Raw genomic sequence first — 14923 nt, forward strand, 5'->3', positions numbered from 1 at the left:
GTTATTTGGTCCGGGCCCTCTGCACGGGGGCGCCGGCCAGCAGCCGCAGGGCGTAGGGCGCGTCGTGCCGCAGATAGCGGCCGGCCAGCCGGCCCGGCTCGGTGCCCAGCCGGTGCGCCCATTCCAGGCCGGTGCGCTGCATCCAGCGCGGCGCCCGGCCGACGTCGCCGGCCACGAAGTTCACCGCCGCTCCGCACCCGACGAACCACGCGTTCGGCAGCTCCGGCCGCAGCCGGTCGACGATCCGTTCCTGCTTCGGGAACCCCAGGCCGACGAAGACCAGATCGGGCTCGGCGCCGGAGACCTTGGTGCACAGGTCGGCCACCGCGCCGCGGTCGCGCTCGAAGCCGTACGGGGGGCAGAGCGCGCCCGCCACGCGGAGGCCGGGGCACGCGGCCGCCAGGCGATCGGCGGCCCGGGTCGCTCCGTCGGTCGCACCCTGATCGGCGGGTGACCCGCCGATGACGAAGATGGAGCGGCGGTCGCGGCCCAGTCCGGCCGAGAGCGACCAGATCAGGCTGCTGCCGGCGACCCGTTCCGGCAGCGGCGCCCCGCCGAGCTTGCTGGCCCAGATCAGCGGCATGCCGTCGGCCACGACCAGATCGGCGTCGTCGAGGAAGCGGCGCGCCTCGGGTTCCCGCTGCGCCCGTCTCAGGATGTCGATGTTCGGGGTGACGATGCGCCCGCCCCGGCCGCGCGTAAGCGCGTCCCGGACGATCGCCACGACCTCGGCCTCGGTGATCCGGTCGATGCCGGTGCCGTCCAGGTGCACGCGGTCGAAAGCCTCGATGCCCACCTAACGCCTCCTTCGGGACCATTCGCTCGTTATATGAGGCGAAACGAGCGAAGGCGGACCAAAGTGGCACGCGTGTTATTTCTGGGTGGATTAGGACGTAGCGGAACAACGCTCGTCGAACGTGTCCTCGGCGAGCTCCCGGGCGTGTGCGCCCTCGGCGAAGTAGTCCACCTCTGGCAGCGCGACATCCGCGACGACGAGCGCTGCGGCTGCGGCGCCCGGTTCTCGGCCTGCACGTTCTGGAAGCAGGTCGGCGAGCGCGCGTTCAACGGCTGGGCCAACGTCGACGTCGAACGGGTGCACGCGCTGCGCGACACGGTCGAGCGCACGCGGCACATCCCGCGCCTGGCCCGGGCCACCGACGTTCCCGACGACGTCCGCGAATACGCGAGCTACTACGGCCGGGTCTACACCGCGGCGGCCGAGGTCTCGGGCTCGCCGGTGGTGGTCGACTCGTCCAAGCATTCGGCGCTCGCCCACGTGCTGCGCTGGGCGGCCGACGTCGACCTGCGGGTGGTGCACGTCGTGCGGGACGCGCGCGGGGTGGCGTACTCGTGGACCAAGCGGGTCTCGCGGCCCGAGACCGACGGCACCGACGAGATGACCCGCTACTCCCCCGGCCGCTCGGCGCTGCTCTGGAACGCCCACAACGCCGCCTTCGGCCTGCTCGGCCGCCGCGGCGTCCCGGTACGCCGGATCCGCTACGAGGAGTTCCTGGCCGACCCGCGCACCGAACTGATCAAACTGGCCGACTTCGCCGGCCTGCGGCTGACCACCGAGGACCTTTCCTTTGTCCGGTCCGAGTACGCCGACCTCGGCGTCGGGCACAGCGCGGCCGGCAACCCGATGCGCTTCACCGTCGGACGCGTGACGCTGCGCCGCGACGACGCCTGGGTGCGAGCGATGCCCAGCTCGCAGCGGCGGCTGGTCGGCACGGTCTGCGGGCCGCTGCTCCGGGCGTACGGCTACCCCCTCTCGGCCCCCCTCTCGGCCCCCTTCTCGGCCCCACAGGAGGCGTGATGAACTGGCCCTCGGTCGGGGTGGTGATCCCCACCCGGAACCGGCCCGAACTGGTCCGCAAGGCGATCGCGGCGGTCCGCGACCAGCGCTACCCGGGCGAGCTGAAGATCCTGGTGGTCTACGACCAGACCGAACCCGACTATCTGCTCGCCTCCTCGTCGCCGGAGGCCGGCTCGGTGCCGGTGCTGGTGCTGACCAACTGGCGGTCCTCGGGGCTGGCCGGCGCGCGCAACACCGGCATCCTGGCCCTGGACACCGAGTTCGTGGCGTTCTGCGACGACGACGACCAGTGGCAGCCGGACAAGCTGCGGCGGCAGGTCGCGGCGTTGCTGGCCGAACCGGACTCCGAGTTCGCCACCTGTGCGATCGAAGTCGAGTTCGAGGGGCGTACGACCGCGAGGCTGGCCGGCGGCAGCCGGGTGACCGTCGACCAGCTCGCCCGCTCCCGCATGTCGATGCTGCACTCGTCGTCGTTCCTGATCCGGCGGTCGGCGCTCGCGCCGGACGCCATCGGCCTGGTCGCCGAGGACGCGCCGGGCAGCCAGAACGAGGACTGGGACCTGCTGCTGCGGGCCGCCCGCCGGGTGCCGATCGTGCACCTCGACGAGCCGCTGGTGCGGGTGCTGTGGGGACGCTCGTCGCACTACGCCTACGAGTACGCCACCAAGATCTCCTCGCTGCGCTGGATGATGCAGAGGCACCCGGAGATCAGCGGATGCCGGCCCGGAGCGGCGCGCGTCTACGGGCAGCTGGCGTGCTGGTCGGCGGCGACCGGCAATCGCAGCCAGGCCTGGCAGTTCAGCAAGGAGGCGGTGCGGGCGAACTGGAAGGAACCGCGGACCGCGATCGCTCTGGCCGCGATGACCGGCGCAGTCAAGGTCGAGAACGTCTTGTCGGCCCTACACAAGCGGGGTCGCGGTATCTGAACCCTCACTCTTTCGCCCATCCCCGATCGCAAGGTATTGTTCGGGTGTGTTCGAAAATGTGATCGGCCGCTGATGCTCGCTCAACAGCGCCAGGCGGCAATTCTTGACCGGGTCCGGGCCGCCGGCGGCGTCCGGGTCAGCGAGCTGGCCTCGGAGTACGGCGTCTCCGACATGACCATCCGCCGTGACCTCGAGTCGCTGGCCGACCGCGGCCTGCTGTCCAAGGTGCACGGCGGCGCGACCACGGTCAGCCCGGGCTCGGCCCACGAACCCGGCTTCGCCGCCAAGTCGGTGCGCCAGCGCGCCGAGAAGGCCGCGATGGCGATGCGGGCGGCCGCGCTGGTCTCGCCCGGCGACGCGATCGCCCTCTCGGCCGGCACCACCACCGCCGGCCTCGCCCAGCGCCTGGTCGACGTGCCCGCCCTGACCGTGGTGACCAACTCGATCCCGGTCGCCGACATCTTCTACCGCGCCGGCCGCCCCGACCAGACCGTGGTGCTGACCGGCGGCACCCGCACCCCGTCCGACGCGCTGGTCGGCCCGGTGGCGGTCGCCGCGATCGGCACGCTCCACCTCGACATGCTCTTCCTCGGCGTGCACGGCATGAGCGAGCGCGCGGGCTACACCACCCCCAACCTGATGGAGGCCGACGTCAACCGCGCCCTGGTCGAGGCGGCCGAACGCCTGGTCGTCCTGGCCGACCACACCAAATGGGGCACGGTCGGCATCTCCTCGATCGTCGCCCTGGAACGGGCCGATGTGCTGATCACCGACGACGGGCTCGACGAACAAGCCCGCGCGCTGCTCGACGAGACCGTGCCCGAGCTCGTGGTGGTGAGCGGGCAGTGACGTTCGCCTCGCGCCAGGCCATCCGCCTCTCGGACGGCCGGGAGCTCATCTACTTCGACGAGGCGCCGGCCTCCGGGCGCGCCTCGTTCCCCGACACCCGGCACCTGCCGCCACCCCCGCACACGTCCCAGCTGCGCTACGACCCGCTGGTCGACGAGTGGGTGGCGGTGGCCGCGCACCGCCAGACGCGCACCTTCCTGCCGCCGTCCGACGCGTGCCCGCTCTGCCCGTCGACGCCGTCGTTCGCCAGCGAGATCCCGGCGCCCTCCTACGACGTCGTGGTCTTCGAAAACCAGTTCCCGTCGTTCAGCGACCGCGTCGCCCCCGACGAGATCACCTCGCTGACCGAGCTGGTGCCGGTGCGGCCGGGCATCGGGCGGGCCGAGGTCGTGTGCTTCACCAGCGACCACAACAGCTCGTTCGGCGCCCTCACCCCGGCGCGCGTCCGCACGGTCATCGACGTGCTGGCCGACCGCACCACCGAGATGTCCCGGCTCACCGGGGTCGCCCAGGTCTTCCCGTTCGAGAACCGCGGCGTCGAGATCGGCGTGACCCTGCACCACCCCCACGGCCAGATCTACGCCTACCCGACGGTGCCGGCGCGAACCCGGTCGATGCTCACGGCGGCGGCCCGCTACCGCACGCGCACCGGCCACGACCTCTACACCGACGTCCTCACCGCCGAACGCAAGGCGGGCGTCCGCGTGATCGGCGAGAACGAGCACTGGACGGCGTACGTGCCGGCGGCCGCCCGATGGCCGTTCGAGGTGCAGTTGGCGCCGCACCGCAAGGTCCTCGACATCCCGGCCCTGTCCGACGCGGAACGGGACGCGTTCGGCCCGCTCTATCTCGACGTGCTCGGCCGCTTCGACCGGCTGTTCGGCAAGCCGATGCCGTACATCTCGGCCTGGCACCAGGCGGTGGTCGGCGAGGGACGCGAGCTGGGCTATCTGCACCTGCAGCTGTTCAGCATCCGCCGCGCCGCCGACAAGCTGAAATACCTGGCCGGCTCGGAGTCCGCGATGGGCTTCTTCGTCAACGACATCGTCCCCGAGAAGGCGGCCGAAATGCTCCGCGAGGCCTGAAGCGCGGGCTCCGGGATCAAAGGCCGAGGCGACGACGAGCCTCGGCCTCCCCTGGCGTCAGACCTCTTTGGCCAGGTAGACGCGACGGCCTGAATTTCCTGGCCAATCAGGACCCGGTGAACCTACAAAGATGTGCGGCTCTATGTCGACTGGACCGTCCTGGAGTGCCTCCAACTCGAACACCAAGTCCTCGACGTCCTCGTCGACATGCTGACCACGCTCACGCACGGCAATGTACAGATCGACTCGGTCGGCATTCAGTTGGAACGAGATAGCTCGCATTTCTTGAGAGACGAGTCCGAGCGCCGCCTGGACGAGGTCAAGCACCAACCTGTTCTCTCGCTCGAGAGCTGCTTCCAACTTCTCCAACCCTCCTAAGGCGTCTCGACCCGTTCCAAGACCCGGGCAGGCCCGGTCCACCGCCACGGCGTACGACCTGCACTACGTCTCAGGTTGCTGACGTGTAGACCTACCACGGCGTGGTCAGCCCGATCGCCGAGCCGATCCATGCCTCATGGGATCCGCGCGCCCAGCACCCGCATAGATGTGCAGGGTGCGCTCACCGCAGTGGCCGTGGCCGCCTTGCCCGCCGGCACCCTTGCTGTTCGACGACCGAGGCGACCTCACCGGGCTGGCGGGCACCGGGAACGCGACCGGCTGCGGGCTGGACGTCATCACCAACTACAAAGGACACGGCCCCTACGGGACCGGCCGACGACTTTTAGGGGCGGGGGGCCCGGGACAAGGCCCCCCGCGGGAAGGGACGGCAGGCGCGTCGACGCCTACTGGCCGGGCACGACGACGAGGGGAACCGAACGGCGCCCGGGACAAGGCGGCCGGCTCGGTGGGCGACCCCTCACTGTCGCGACCGTCATCCGTTCTGCATGAGAAACGACCCGTATAACCCCCGGTTACGGAAATAAACATGCAGAATGCCGCATAATTTCATGCATCGAGTGTCGGGGCGCCGGTCGGCGCGAGAAATGAGTAAAGGCCGCCATCGGCGGCCTTTACTTCCGACGGAAACGTCAGGCGAGCTTGCGGGCCAGGTTTTCGTCGAGGGCGTTCATGAACTCGTCGGTCGACAGCCACGGGGCGTCGCGGGAGATGAGGAGCGCGAGGTCCTTCGTCATCTGGCCGCCCTCGACGGTGTCGACGCAGACCTGCTCGAGGGTCTGCGCGAACGCGGTCACCTCGGGGGTGCTGTCGAGCAGGCCGCGGTGCTTGAGGCCGCCGGTCCAGGCGAAGATCGAGGCGATCGGGTTGGTCGAGGTCTTCTCGCCCTTCTGCCACTGCCGGTAGTGCCGGGTGACCGTGCCGTGTGCGGCCTCGGCCTCGACGGTCTTGCCGTCCGGAGTCATCAGCACGCTGGTCATCAGGCCGAGCGAGCCGAAGCCCTGCGCGACGGTGTCACTCTGCACGTCACCGTCATAGTTCTTGCAGGCCCAGACGTAGCCGCCCTCCCACTTGAGCGCGGCGGCGACCATGTCGTCGATCAGCCGGTGCTCGTAGGTGAGGCCGGCCGCCTTGAACTGGTCGGCGAACTCGGACTCGAAGATCTCGGCGAACAGGTCCTTGAACCGGCCGTCGTACGCCTTGAGGATCGTGTTCTTGGTGGAGAGGTAGACCGGGTAGTTGCGGGCCAGGCCGTACCGGAACGAGGCGCGCGCGAAGTCGCGGATCGACTCGTCGAAGTTGTACATGCCCATGCCGACGCCGCCCTGGGGGAAGTCGGCGACGTGGAACTCGATCGGCGCCGAGCCGTCCTCGGGCGTGAAGGTCATCGTGAACTTGCCGGCACTCGGCGCCACGAAGTCGGTCGCCTTGTACTGGTCGCCGTGGGCGTGACGGCCGATGATGATCGGCTTGGTCCAGCCGGGGACGAGCCGCGGCACGTTCGACATGATGATCGGCTCGCGGAACACGACGCCGCCGAGGATGTTGCGGATCGTGCCGTTCGGCGAGCGCCACATCTTCTTGAGGCCGAACTCCTGGACCCGGGCCTCGTCGGGGGTGATGGTGGCGCACTTGACGCCGACCCCGTGCCGCTTGATGGCGTTGGCCGCGTCGACCGTGACCTGGTCGTCGGTCTCGTCACGGTACTGAATGCCGAGGTCGTAGTACTCGAGGTTGACGTCGAGGTAGGGCAGGATCAGCTGCTCACGGATCTGCTTCCAGATGATCCGGGTCATCTCGTCGCCGTCGAGCTCCACGACCGGGTTCTTGACCTTGATTTTCGCCATCGGCCGGCGCTCCTCTCCGAAAACACACGCTTAAGCAGTACGAGCGTACTGCATAGGGTGGGCGCGGTGCGGACCAGGTACGCTAGTCACCCTGCGTTCGCCATATGCGTGTTCCGGCCTGTGGTACACATGGTTCATACACCCACATCGCGACCGCCCACGGAGCGCTCCACCTTGGCTGCCGAACCGTCGTTCTCCACGGAGTCCTGGCGCAAAAGTACCTATTGCGTCGGTGAAAGCCATTGTGTCGAGGTTGCCGATAACGGCTCCGTGATCGGCCTCCGAAACTCCCGGCAGCCGGAAATCACCCTGACGTTCGACGTGGCGGAATGGAGGATCTTCATCGAAGATCTCCGATCCGGAGATCTACTGCTCGATCGTCGTCCGGGGGCCTGAGAGTTCAGCTCCGGCGGGCGGGAAAACCTCATACGCCCGACTGGGCGCTCCGCCCTTCTTGGCCAGCAGGAATTCCTCGTTGACCAACTCGCGGAAACGATCGGCCGGGCTGCGCGCCGCCCCGCGCCGATGCCAGTCGCCGTGACTTTCCCAGAACAACCGCGGAATCTCGCTGTCAAAGAAGTTCTTCAGATACTCCCGCGCCTGCCGCTCGTCGATGCGGTGAAGTTCCCACGCCTGCGTCCACATCTTTATGAGCTTGCTGCAGTAGTAGAACAGATCTTCGTCGACGTCCTGCGGGGAGACCCGGGCGCCCCAGCACTGGCGATACTTCGGGTTCTCCATCGCCAGCGCGACCAGCTCCTCGTTGAAGCGCCCCAACGATTCCGCCCGCTGGGCGCCGTGCTGCCGGTATTGCAGCAGAACCGAAGCGGCCACCACGAGCAGGGCAATAGCACCCACGACCGCCGATGCGCCACCGTACGCCTGACCCACATCGCCGGCCACCGAATAGTCGCGATCAGGTGCGTAGATGGTTTCGAGGATGATCGGCGAGGCGACGACGACCGCCAACGTCGCCACGAATATGATCACCGATAGGGCAAGGGCGCCGGCGCCCGCAGTTCTGCTATCAGGCACCCGGAACGCCTGGAGTTCCCCAGCCGCCATCTCGACCCCCTGGACCAGCTAATTACAACCTTGCGGCCCGGCAGCCGGATTCACAGCTGCTCACTCATGCATAATCCCACCTCGCAACTACTTGCTACTTGGCAAGCTGCCGGGTCGCAAATTGCTCACCGAATCGCATGTTGCACAATTAAAGCGACGAACGACAAGCGCTGGAATGCAAATTTGCAATCCGGGCCGCCCAGGCTTCACACTCGGTCCTTATGCCGCTCACGCGCACGGTCGGACCGATCACCGTTACCGCCCTGCTCGACGCGGCCGGGCCGGCCTTCCTGACCCGCTCGGCGGCGTTTCCCGAGGCCACGGACGCCCAGTGGGCCGAAGCGGGCAGCTTGGACCCGGGCGCGGTGGCTGCCGACGGTTCCTGGTGGCTGTCCTTCCGCAGCTTCGCGATCCGGTACGCCGACGGCCCCGTGTTCCTCGTCGACGCCGGCGTGGGCCCGGCCGATTCGCTGGCCGCGTCGTACGCGCCGGTCCCCGGCCGGTTGCCGGCCGAGTTGTCGGAGGCCGGCATCGACCCGGCGGAGGTGACCGCGATCGTCCTGACCCACCTGCACGGCGACCACGTGGGCTGGGCGGTGCCGGACGACTCGCCGTTCACGAACGCGCGGGTCATCGCGCAGCGGGCGGATGTCGCCTCGTACACGGCGAACCGCGACCAGGCCGGGCAGTACGACCGGCTGATCGCCCCGCTCCGCGCGGCCGGCCGGCTGCAGGAGCTCGACGGCGGGCTGGTGCTGGCCCCGGGCGTACGCATCGTGCCGACGCCCGGGCACACGCCCGGCCACCAGTCCGTGTGGGCCTATCAGGGTTCGGAAAGCCTGCTGGTCACCGGTGATCTGCTCGTGCACGCGGTGCAGCTGGTCGACCCCGATGTGGCGTACGCCAACGACGTGGACCCTTCGCTGGCTCGCGCGACCCGCCGAGCCGTCCTCGACGACGTACGCACGCGAGGGTCAGCCCTGGCCGTCTCGCATCTGGGCACCGAGTTCCGCTAGCCCCCGCGTACGGAAAAGGCCGGGCCGACAACGGCCCGGCCTCCGTCGAACTCAGAGATCGGCGACGTCGGCCTGCTTGGCCCGGACGGCCTCGGCGGCCTCCTTGAGGCCGGCGATCTCGGCGTCGGTCAGCTTGTCCTCGACGACGCGCTTGATGCCCTGCGCGCCGATCTCGGCCTCGACGCCCAGGTAGACCCCGGAGATGCCGTATTCGCCGTCGACCCAGGCGCAGACCGGCATGACCGTGCCGGCGTCCTCGACCACGGCCTTGGCCATGCGGGCCGCGGCGGCCGACGGGGCGTAGTAGGCCGAGCCGGTCTTCAGGAGGGCGACCACCTCGGCGCCGCCGTTGCGGGTGCGGACGACCAGCTCCTCGATCTTGTCGGCCGGGAGCAGGTCGGACAGCGGCTTGCCGTCGACCGTGCAGCGGGACGGGACCGGGACCATGGTGTCGCCGTGCGAGCCGAGGGTGAGCGCCTTGACGCTCTTGACCGGCACCGCGAGGGTCTCGGCGATCGAGTTGGTGAAGCGGGCGGTGTCGAGCACGCCGGCCTGGCCGAAGACCCGGTTCTTGGGGAACTGGGTGGCGAGCTGGGCGAGGGCGGTCATCTCGTCGACCGGGTTGGAGACGACGATGACGACGGCGTTGGGGGCGTACTTGGCGATGTTTTCCGCCACCTGGCGCACGATCTTGGCGTTGACCTCGAGCAGGTCCATGCGGCTCATGCCCGGCTTGCGGGGCAGGCCGGCGGTGACCACGACGACGTCGGAGCCCTCGATCGCCTCGTAGCCCTCGCCGTTGGGGCCGGTGGTGGCGCCGACGACCTTGGTCTCGAAGCCCTCGATCGGCCGGGACTGGTTGAGGTCGAGGGCGAGGCCGGCCGGTTTGCCGTCGATGATGTCGGTGAGCACGACGGTCTCGAAGACGTCGTATTCGGCCAGGCGCTGCGCGGTCGTCGAACCGTAGAAACCGGCACCGACGACGGTTACCTTCTTGCCCATTAGCTCTCCCACTTCCGTTTTTCCGGACCGTATCAAGCGGTGAACCCGGGGTTACCGGCCGGTCGGCCTGGGGTGGTCAAGGCGACACTATCGCTCCGTGAGCGGCGGCGAAGAAGCCGGCCTGAGCCAGGTCGATGCGGGCGCCGCGCAGGTCGACCTCGCGCAGTGCGATCCCGTCGAGGTCGGCGCCGCGCAGGTCGGCGCCGTCGAGCCGGGTTTCCTTGAGTCGAGCGTAGGCCAGGTCGGCGTCGCGGAGGTCGGCCCGGGTGAGGTCGGCGCCGGTCAGATCGGCCTCGCGCAGGCGAAGGCCGCGAAGCTTGGCGCCGGCCAGGTTCTGGCCGCGGAGGGCGACGTACGCCCAGTCGCCCCCGACGACGGTCAGCGGCCGCAGCCCGCAGTCGAGGAACTGGGTGCCGGTCAGTTTGCAGTCGGTCAGCGTGGTGTCGAAGAACGAGCATTTGCGGAAGGTCGAGTGCAGGATCGCCGTGTTTTCCACGACCGCCGCGTTGAACCGCACCCCGCCGAACGTGCAGTGGCTGAACACGCAACCGTTCAAGCGCGCCTCCGACCAGTCGACGTCGTGGAAGGCGCAGTCCTCGTAGCGGGCGTGCGTCACCTCCTCCAGCGCCCAGTCCTCGCCGGAGAAGGTGACGTTCTGCACCAAATCTTCCATCAGTGGTAGAAGTGCCGTGTTCCGGTCAGGTAGACGGTCAAGCCGGCTGCCGCGGCGGCGGCGATGACCTCGTTGTCGCGAATCGACCCGCCGGGCTGCACGACCGCCTTGACACCGGCCGCGATCAGCACCTCGAGCCCATCGGGGAACGGGAAGAACGCATCGGAGGCGGCGACGCTGCCGGCCGCGCGCGACGCACCCGCCCGCGAAACCGCCAGCTTGGCCGAGTCGACCCGGTTGACCTGGCCCATGCCGACGCCGACCGTGGCGCCGTCGTGGGCGAGCAGAATCGCGTTGCTCTTCACGCTGCGGATCGCCCGCCACGCGAACGCGAGATCGCCGAGCACCTCGGGCGAGGCCGGCGAACCGGTGGCCAGCGTCCAGGCGGCCGGGTCGTCGCCCGGCGCGTCGACGCGGTCGGCCATCTGCACCAGCACGCCGCCGCCGACCTGCTTGAACTCGGCCGGAGGCGGGTTCCACGCCGGGGCGGTCAGCACGCGCAGGTTCTTCTTCTCGCGCAGCAGCTCGAGCGCCGCGTCCTCGAACGACGGCGCCACGATCACCTCGGTGAAGATCTCACCGAGCTGCCGGGCCAGCTCGACGGTCACCTCACGGTTGACCGCGATGACGCCGCCGAACGCCGAGACCGGGTCGCACGCGTGCGCCTTGCGGTGCGCCTCGGCCACGTCGGCGCCGACCGCGATGCCGCACGGGTTGGCGTGCTTGATGATCGCCACGCACGGCTCGGCGAAGTCGTTGGCGCTGCGCCAGGCCGCATCGGCGTCGACGTAGTTGTTGTAGGACATCTCCTTGCCGTGCAGCTGCTCGGCCTGCGCGAGCCCGGCCGGCGCGCTGGGGTCGAGATAGAGCGCGGCCTGCTGGTGCGGGTTTTCCCCATAGCGCAGCGTGTTTTCGCGCCGCAGCGCGATGCCCGCGAACTCGGGCCACTCCTGCTCGCCGACGAGAGTCGTCGTGGTCCAGTTGGCGACCGCGATGTCGTATTCGGCGATATCGGCGAAGGCCCGGGCGGCCAGGAGCTTGCGTTGCGCCAGCGTGAAACCGCCGGCCTTGACGGCCTCCAGCACGATTTCGTACGCCTCGACGGCCGTCACAACCGCAACCGACGCGTGATTCTTGGCCGCCGCGCGGACCATGGCCGGCCCGCCGATGTCGATCTGCTCGACGCACTCGTCGACGCTCGCGCCCGACGCCACGGTCCGGCTGAACGGGTAGAGGTTGCTCACCAGCAGGTCGAACGGCTCGATCTCGAGCTCGCGCAGCTGCTCGGCGTGGGCGTCGAGCCGCAGGTCGGCGAGGAGTCCGGCGTGCACGCGCGGGTGCAGCGTCTTGACCCGGCCGTCGAGCGTCTCCGGGAACCCGGTGAGCTCCTCGACCTTGGTCACCGGCACCCCCGCGGCCTCGATCGTGGCAGCGGTCGAGCCGGTGGAGACGATCTCGGCTCCGGCGCCGGCCAGCGCCTGGGCCAGCTCGACGAGGCCGGTCTTGTCGTAAACGCTCAGCAGCGCCCGCTTGATCGGGCGCCGGCCCTCGTCAGACGAACTCACGGGATCCGTACCTTCCTGTTCTCGATGGTCCAGCCCTCGCGCACCAGGCGGCCGACGTGGTCGACCAGTTGGGCACGCTCGGCCACCTTGATCCGCTCGGTCAGCGTCTCCTCCGTGTCGTCGTCGAGCACGGGGACGCTGACCTGGGCGATGATCGGGCCGGTGTCGACACCGGCGTCGACGAAGAAGAGGGTCGCGCCGGCGATCTTGACACCGTAGGCGAGCGCGTCGCGCGGGCCGTGGATGCCGGGAAACGCGGGCAGCAGCGCGTTGTGGGTGTTGACATAGCGGTCGCCGAACGCGGCCAGGAAGTGGGCACCGACCAGCTTGAGAAAGCCGGCCGAGATGACCAGGTCGGGCGCGTATGCCTCGACGTGCGCGGTGAGCGCCCGGTCCCACTCCTCGCGGGTCGCGTAGTCCTTCACCGAGTCGACGAAAGTGGGGACGCCGGCGGCCGCCGCGTGCTCGAGCCCGGCGATGCCGTCCCGGTCGGCCCCGACCGCGACCACCTCTGCCCCATAAGCGGAATCGCTGGTCGCGTTGATGAGAGCCTGTAGATTGCTGCCCGATCCCGAGATCAGAACGACCAGGCGGGCGGGGGCGGGATCGGTCACCCGAGAACCCTATCTCCCGCCCTCGGGCCGCCCCGTCGACGGGTCACACGACTATCTGGAGGTTTCCGTGTCCACTCCTCCCCCGCCTCCCCCGTACTACGGGCCTCCGCCGGGCGGCTACCCCGGTGGCCCGGCCGCGCCGCAGAACACGCAGGGCCTGGTCGGCATGATCCTCGGCATCGCGGCGATCCCGCTGGTCTGCTGCTGCGGGCTCGGGGTCCCGGCCGGCATCGCCGGTGCCGTGGTCAGCTGGTTGGGCCTGCAGAAGGCCAATCAGGGCCGGGCGACCAACCGCGGCCAGGCGATGGCCGGCCTGATCTGCGGCGGCATCGCGGCCGTTCTGGGCATCATCAGCTGGGTCATCCTGCTCGCGACCGGGCACTGGGAGGTCTGGTCGACGAACTTCTCCTGATCGGCCGTTCCGGACGGCCGCTCAGTTTTTCGGGCTGGGGCCGAAGAAGATGCGGCCGGCGGCGGCGCCGATCGTCGTCGAGACCGCGACCACGGCCGTGGCCACCAGCCCGACCTGCCACGGGTCGGGGCCGACCATGGCCATCCGCCCGTCGCCCAGCGAGCCGCTGGAGAAGACGCACATCAGCCCGAGCAGCACGCCGGCCACCGGGCCGGCCAGCAGCCCGCCGCCGAGCACCAGCGACCACGGCAGGTCGGCCGGCTTGGGCTGGTCTTTCCGGTCGCTGAGCGACCGCAGGATCATCAGCCAGCCGGCGGCGAGGCCGACCACGACCGGGATCGCCAGCAGGGCGATGCCGGCCGCGCCCATCGGGCCGTTGGGCAGGCCGGAGAGCAGCGGCAGGGTCGGCAGCGGGCCGGCCGTCACCTCGGTGAGCCGCACCGCCGAGCCGGTGCCGAGCGCGAAGCCCGGCCCGAGCAGATAGGCCGCCGACCAGACCACGCCGTTGGCGCCGTAGGCCAGGCTGACCAGCGTGATGCCGGCCTGCCCGGCGACGCCGGTGCGGTAGGCCGAGATCATGTCGGCCGCCGGGCCACCGCCGACCGCGATCGACAGGCCGGCCACCGCGGCGCCCGCCGCGAGCAGCAGGAGCGCCGCCACCATGCCGGTGCGGACCCCGTGTCGCAGCACTTGCGGCGCCCGCTGGGCCAGCACGCTCAGCGCGTCGGTGCCGCGCAGCGCGCCGAACAGGGCACCGGCGGCGCCGAGCAGGAAGAAGTTGATCGCGGCGTGGCCGGACGAGACCTCGGTGTGCGGCCCGTCGACGGCGAGCCCGGCCAGCGAGCCGAGCAGCGAATAGAACAGGCCGATCGCGAACCCGACCAGCAGCGCGTCACCGATCTTGCCGGAATGCCGGGCGCCGATGGCCCGGGTGACGTGCAGACCGGCGCGGTTGAGCCGCCACACGATCAGCGTGGTCAGCAGCAGCGGGGCCAGCCCGAGCGCGCCGATCGAGGTGCCGATCGGCACCCCGTGGCCGAGCAGCCAGCCGGCCAGCCCGGCGTGCGCGGCCCCGCCCAGCCCGCCCTGGCCCTCGATCGTGCGGGCCAGGCCGATCACCGCGGCGACCGGCAGATAGGACAGAAGGGCGGCCCAGATCGTCGCGAACGCGGCCGCGAGCGGCAGCGGGGCGCGACGTCTCTGCTCCGGGGACCGGCGCTGGCCGGGCACCTTGACCGTCTCGCGGTTGCCCAGCGCGGGGTTGTCGACCGGCACCGTCGGTCGTCCGTCAGCCCCGGCCGTCGTGTCACCGAGAAGCGCGGCGGCCGGGATAGCACCGGTCGGCTCATCCGCCGCGCCGGGCCGGACATCCACGCGCCCGGTAGGCCGGTCACCGTCCGGCCGCGATCGGTCGCCGTTCGGCCGCGGCCGGTCGCCATCGGACCGTGCCCGGTCGAGCGGCACGGTCTCGCGGGCGGCGACCTGCGCCGCCTCGGCGATCGCGAACGCGTCGTCCGGGTCGTCGGATCGGTCGTTTGGGCTCGGCATCGCGACTACTTTGGCACGCCGGAGGCGTTCGAGCGATCCGGATACGGCAACGCGCCGCCATCGGGGTCGATCAGACTCCGCTGGCGGCGCGTCGGCCGGTCCGATACCA

Annotated in this window: 16 protein-coding genes; 7 read left to right on the forward strand and 9 right to left on the reverse strand. The window is 70.1% G+C overall.

What is annotated here, in order from left to right; genetic code table 11:
* Position 1: 1 nt before the first annotated feature.
* Positions 2 to 796 carry a WecB/TagA/CpsF family glycosyltransferase gene (locus AB0M88_RS14825; protein WP_364101000.1) on the reverse strand — a complete coding sequence of 265 codons (795 nt, stop codon included), beginning with the start codon at positions 794 to 796 and terminating at the stop codon, positions 2 to 4.
* 33 nt (positions 797 to 829) lie between these two features.
* Between AB0M88_RS14825 and AB0M88_RS14830 the strand changes: the two genes are divergently transcribed.
* From AB0M88_RS14830 to galT, 4 genes are all read left to right on the forward strand, one after another.
* Entirely contained in the window at positions 830 to 1816 is a 987-nt protein-coding gene (locus tag AB0M88_RS14830; RefSeq protein ID WP_364101003.1) for a sulfotransferase, read from the forward strand.
* Positions 1816 to 2742 carry a glycosyltransferase family A protein gene (locus AB0M88_RS14835; RefSeq protein WP_364101006.1) on the forward strand — a complete coding sequence of 309 codons (927 nt, stop codon included), beginning with the start codon at positions 1816 to 1818 and terminating at the stop codon, positions 2740 to 2742. Before AB0M88_RS14830 ends, AB0M88_RS14835 begins: the two co-directional genes overlap by 1 nt.
* A 72-nt stretch (positions 2743 to 2814) precedes the next feature.
* On the forward strand, positions 2815 to 3591 hold the full coding sequence (locus tag AB0M88_RS14840) for a DeoR/GlpR family DNA-binding transcription regulator (protein ID WP_364101008.1): 777 nt from the start codon (positions 2815 to 2817) through the stop codon (positions 3589 to 3591).
* Positions 3588 to 4676, forward strand: coding sequence for a galactose-1-phosphate uridylyltransferase (galT, locus tag AB0M88_RS14845; protein WP_364101011.1), 1089 nt, complete (start codon positions 3588 to 3590; stop codon positions 4674 to 4676). Before AB0M88_RS14840 ends, galT begins: the two co-directional genes overlap by 4 nt.
* A 57-nt stretch (positions 4677 to 4733) precedes the next feature.
* Here the strand turns inward: galT and AB0M88_RS14850 are convergent, their stop codons facing one another.
* Positions 4734 to 5003: a hypothetical protein gene (locus AB0M88_RS14850; RefSeq protein WP_364101014.1), complete on the reverse strand. Its 270-nt coding sequence runs from the start codon at positions 5001 to 5003 to the stop codon at positions 4734 to 4736.
* 701 nt (positions 5004 to 5704) lie between these two features.
* Positions 5705 to 6919 carry an NADP-dependent isocitrate dehydrogenase gene (locus tag AB0M88_RS14855; RefSeq protein WP_364101017.1) on the reverse strand — a complete coding sequence of 405 codons (1215 nt, stop codon included), beginning with the start codon at positions 6917 to 6919 and terminating at the stop codon, positions 5705 to 5707.
* Between the two features lie 129 nt (positions 6920 to 7048).
* Between AB0M88_RS14855 and AB0M88_RS14860 the strand changes: the two genes are divergently transcribed.
* Positions 7049 to 7315 carry a DUF397 domain-containing protein gene (locus AB0M88_RS14860; RefSeq protein WP_364101020.1) on the forward strand — a complete coding sequence of 89 codons (267 nt, stop codon included), beginning with the start codon at positions 7049 to 7051 and terminating at the stop codon, positions 7313 to 7315.
* On the opposite strand, the gene AB0M88_RS14865 is transcribed toward AB0M88_RS14860, so the two are convergent.
* Positions 7286 to 7897, reverse strand: a complete 612-nt coding sequence (locus tag AB0M88_RS14865; RefSeq protein ID WP_364101023.1) for a DUF6082 family protein — start codon at positions 7895 to 7897, stop codon at positions 7286 to 7288. The two genes, AB0M88_RS14860 and AB0M88_RS14865, sit on opposite strands and share 30 nt — an antisense overlap.
* 308 nt (positions 7898 to 8205) lie before the next feature.
* Here AB0M88_RS14865 and AB0M88_RS14870 point away from each other — a divergent pair, with 308 nt between their 5' ends.
* On the forward strand, positions 8206 to 9000 hold the full coding sequence (locus AB0M88_RS14870; protein ID WP_364101026.1) for an MBL fold metallo-hydrolase: 795 nt from the start codon (positions 8206 to 8208) through the stop codon (positions 8998 to 9000).
* 51 nt (positions 9001 to 9051) lie between these two features.
* On the opposite strand, the gene mdh is transcribed toward AB0M88_RS14870, so the two are convergent.
* The 4 genes from mdh to purN all read right to left on the reverse strand — a co-directional run bounded on the left by mdh (position 9052) and on the right by purN (position 12854).
* Positions 9052 to 10002: a malate dehydrogenase gene (gene mdh, locus AB0M88_RS14875; RefSeq protein WP_364101029.1), complete on the reverse strand. Its 951-nt coding sequence runs from the start codon at positions 10000 to 10002 to the stop codon at positions 9052 to 9054.
* Positions 10003 to 10078: 76 nt separating this feature from the next.
* A complete protein-coding gene (locus AB0M88_RS14880) occupies positions 10079 to 10675 on the reverse strand; it encodes a pentapeptide repeat-containing protein (RefSeq protein ID WP_364101032.1) in 597 nt (198 codons plus the stop codon).
* Complete coding sequence (gene purH / locus AB0M88_RS14885) at positions 10675 to 12240, reverse strand: bifunctional phosphoribosylaminoimidazolecarboxamide formyltransferase/IMP cyclohydrolase (RefSeq protein ID WP_364101035.1); 1566 nt, start codon at positions 12238 to 12240, stop codon at positions 10675 to 10677. The genes AB0M88_RS14880 and purH overlap by 1 nt, the downstream gene beginning before the upstream one ends.
* Positions 12237 to 12854 (reverse strand): phosphoribosylglycinamide formyltransferase, encoded by a 618-nt coding sequence (gene purN, locus AB0M88_RS14890; protein ID WP_364101038.1) that lies wholly within the window; start codon positions 12852 to 12854, stop codon positions 12237 to 12239. The genes purH and purN overlap by 4 nt, the downstream gene beginning before the upstream one ends.
* A 67-nt stretch (positions 12855 to 12921) precedes the next feature.
* Between purN and AB0M88_RS14895 the strand changes: the two genes are divergently transcribed.
* Complete coding sequence (locus AB0M88_RS14895; RefSeq protein WP_364101041.1) at positions 12922 to 13266, forward strand: hypothetical protein; 345 nt, start codon at positions 12922 to 12924, stop codon at positions 13264 to 13266.
* Between the two features lie 21 nt (positions 13267 to 13287).
* On the opposite strand, the gene AB0M88_RS14900 is transcribed toward AB0M88_RS14895, so the two are convergent.
* Entirely contained in the window at positions 13288 to 14814 is a 1527-nt protein-coding gene (locus AB0M88_RS14900) for a DUF6350 family protein (protein ID WP_364101043.1), read from the reverse strand.
* Between the last annotated feature and the right edge of the window lie 109 nt (positions 14815 to 14923).

Origin of the sequence: Actinoplanes sp. NPDC051411 (assembly GCF_040682075.1) — a bacterium.
In the GTDB taxonomy this organism is placed as follows: domain Bacteria; phylum Actinomycetota; class Actinomycetes; order Mycobacteriales; family Micromonosporaceae; genus Actinoplanes.

Bases quoted from the DNA above. Each gene is read 5' to 3' on its own strand.
- AB0M88_RS14830 (WP_364101003.1), top strand. From the start codon at position 830: ATGAGGCGAAACGAGCGAAGGCGGACCAAAGTGGCACGCGTGTTATTT.
- AB0M88_RS14835 (WP_364101006.1), top strand. From the start codon at position 1,816: ATGAACTGGCCCTCGGTCGGGGTGGTGATCCCCACCCGGAACCGGCCC.
- AB0M88_RS14840 (WP_364101008.1), top strand. From the start codon at position 2,815: ATGCTCGCTCAACAGCGCCAGGCGGCAATTCTTGACCGGGTCCGGGCC.
- AB0M88_RS14855 (WP_364101017.1), bottom strand. From the start codon at position 6,919: ATGGCGAAAATCAAGGTCAAGAACCCGGTCGTGGAGCTCGACGGCGAC.
- AB0M88_RS14860 (WP_364101020.1), top strand. From the start codon at position 7,049: ATGGTTCATACACCCACATCGCGACCGCCCACGGAGCGCTCCACCTTG.
- AB0M88_RS14870 (WP_364101026.1), top strand. From the start codon at position 8,206: ATGCCGCTCACGCGCACGGTCGGACCGATCACCGTTACCGCCCTGCTC.
- mdh (WP_364101029.1), bottom strand. From the start codon at position 10,002: ATGGGCAAGAAGGTAACCGTCGTCGGTGCCGGTTTCTACGGTTCGACG.
- AB0M88_RS14880 (WP_364101032.1), bottom strand. From the start codon at position 10,675: ATGGAAGATTTGGTGCAGAACGTCACCTTCTCCGGCGAGGACTGGGCG.
- AB0M88_RS14900 (WP_364101043.1), bottom strand. From the start codon at position 14,814: ATGCCGAGCCCAAACGACCGATCCGACGACCCGGACGACGCGTTCGCG.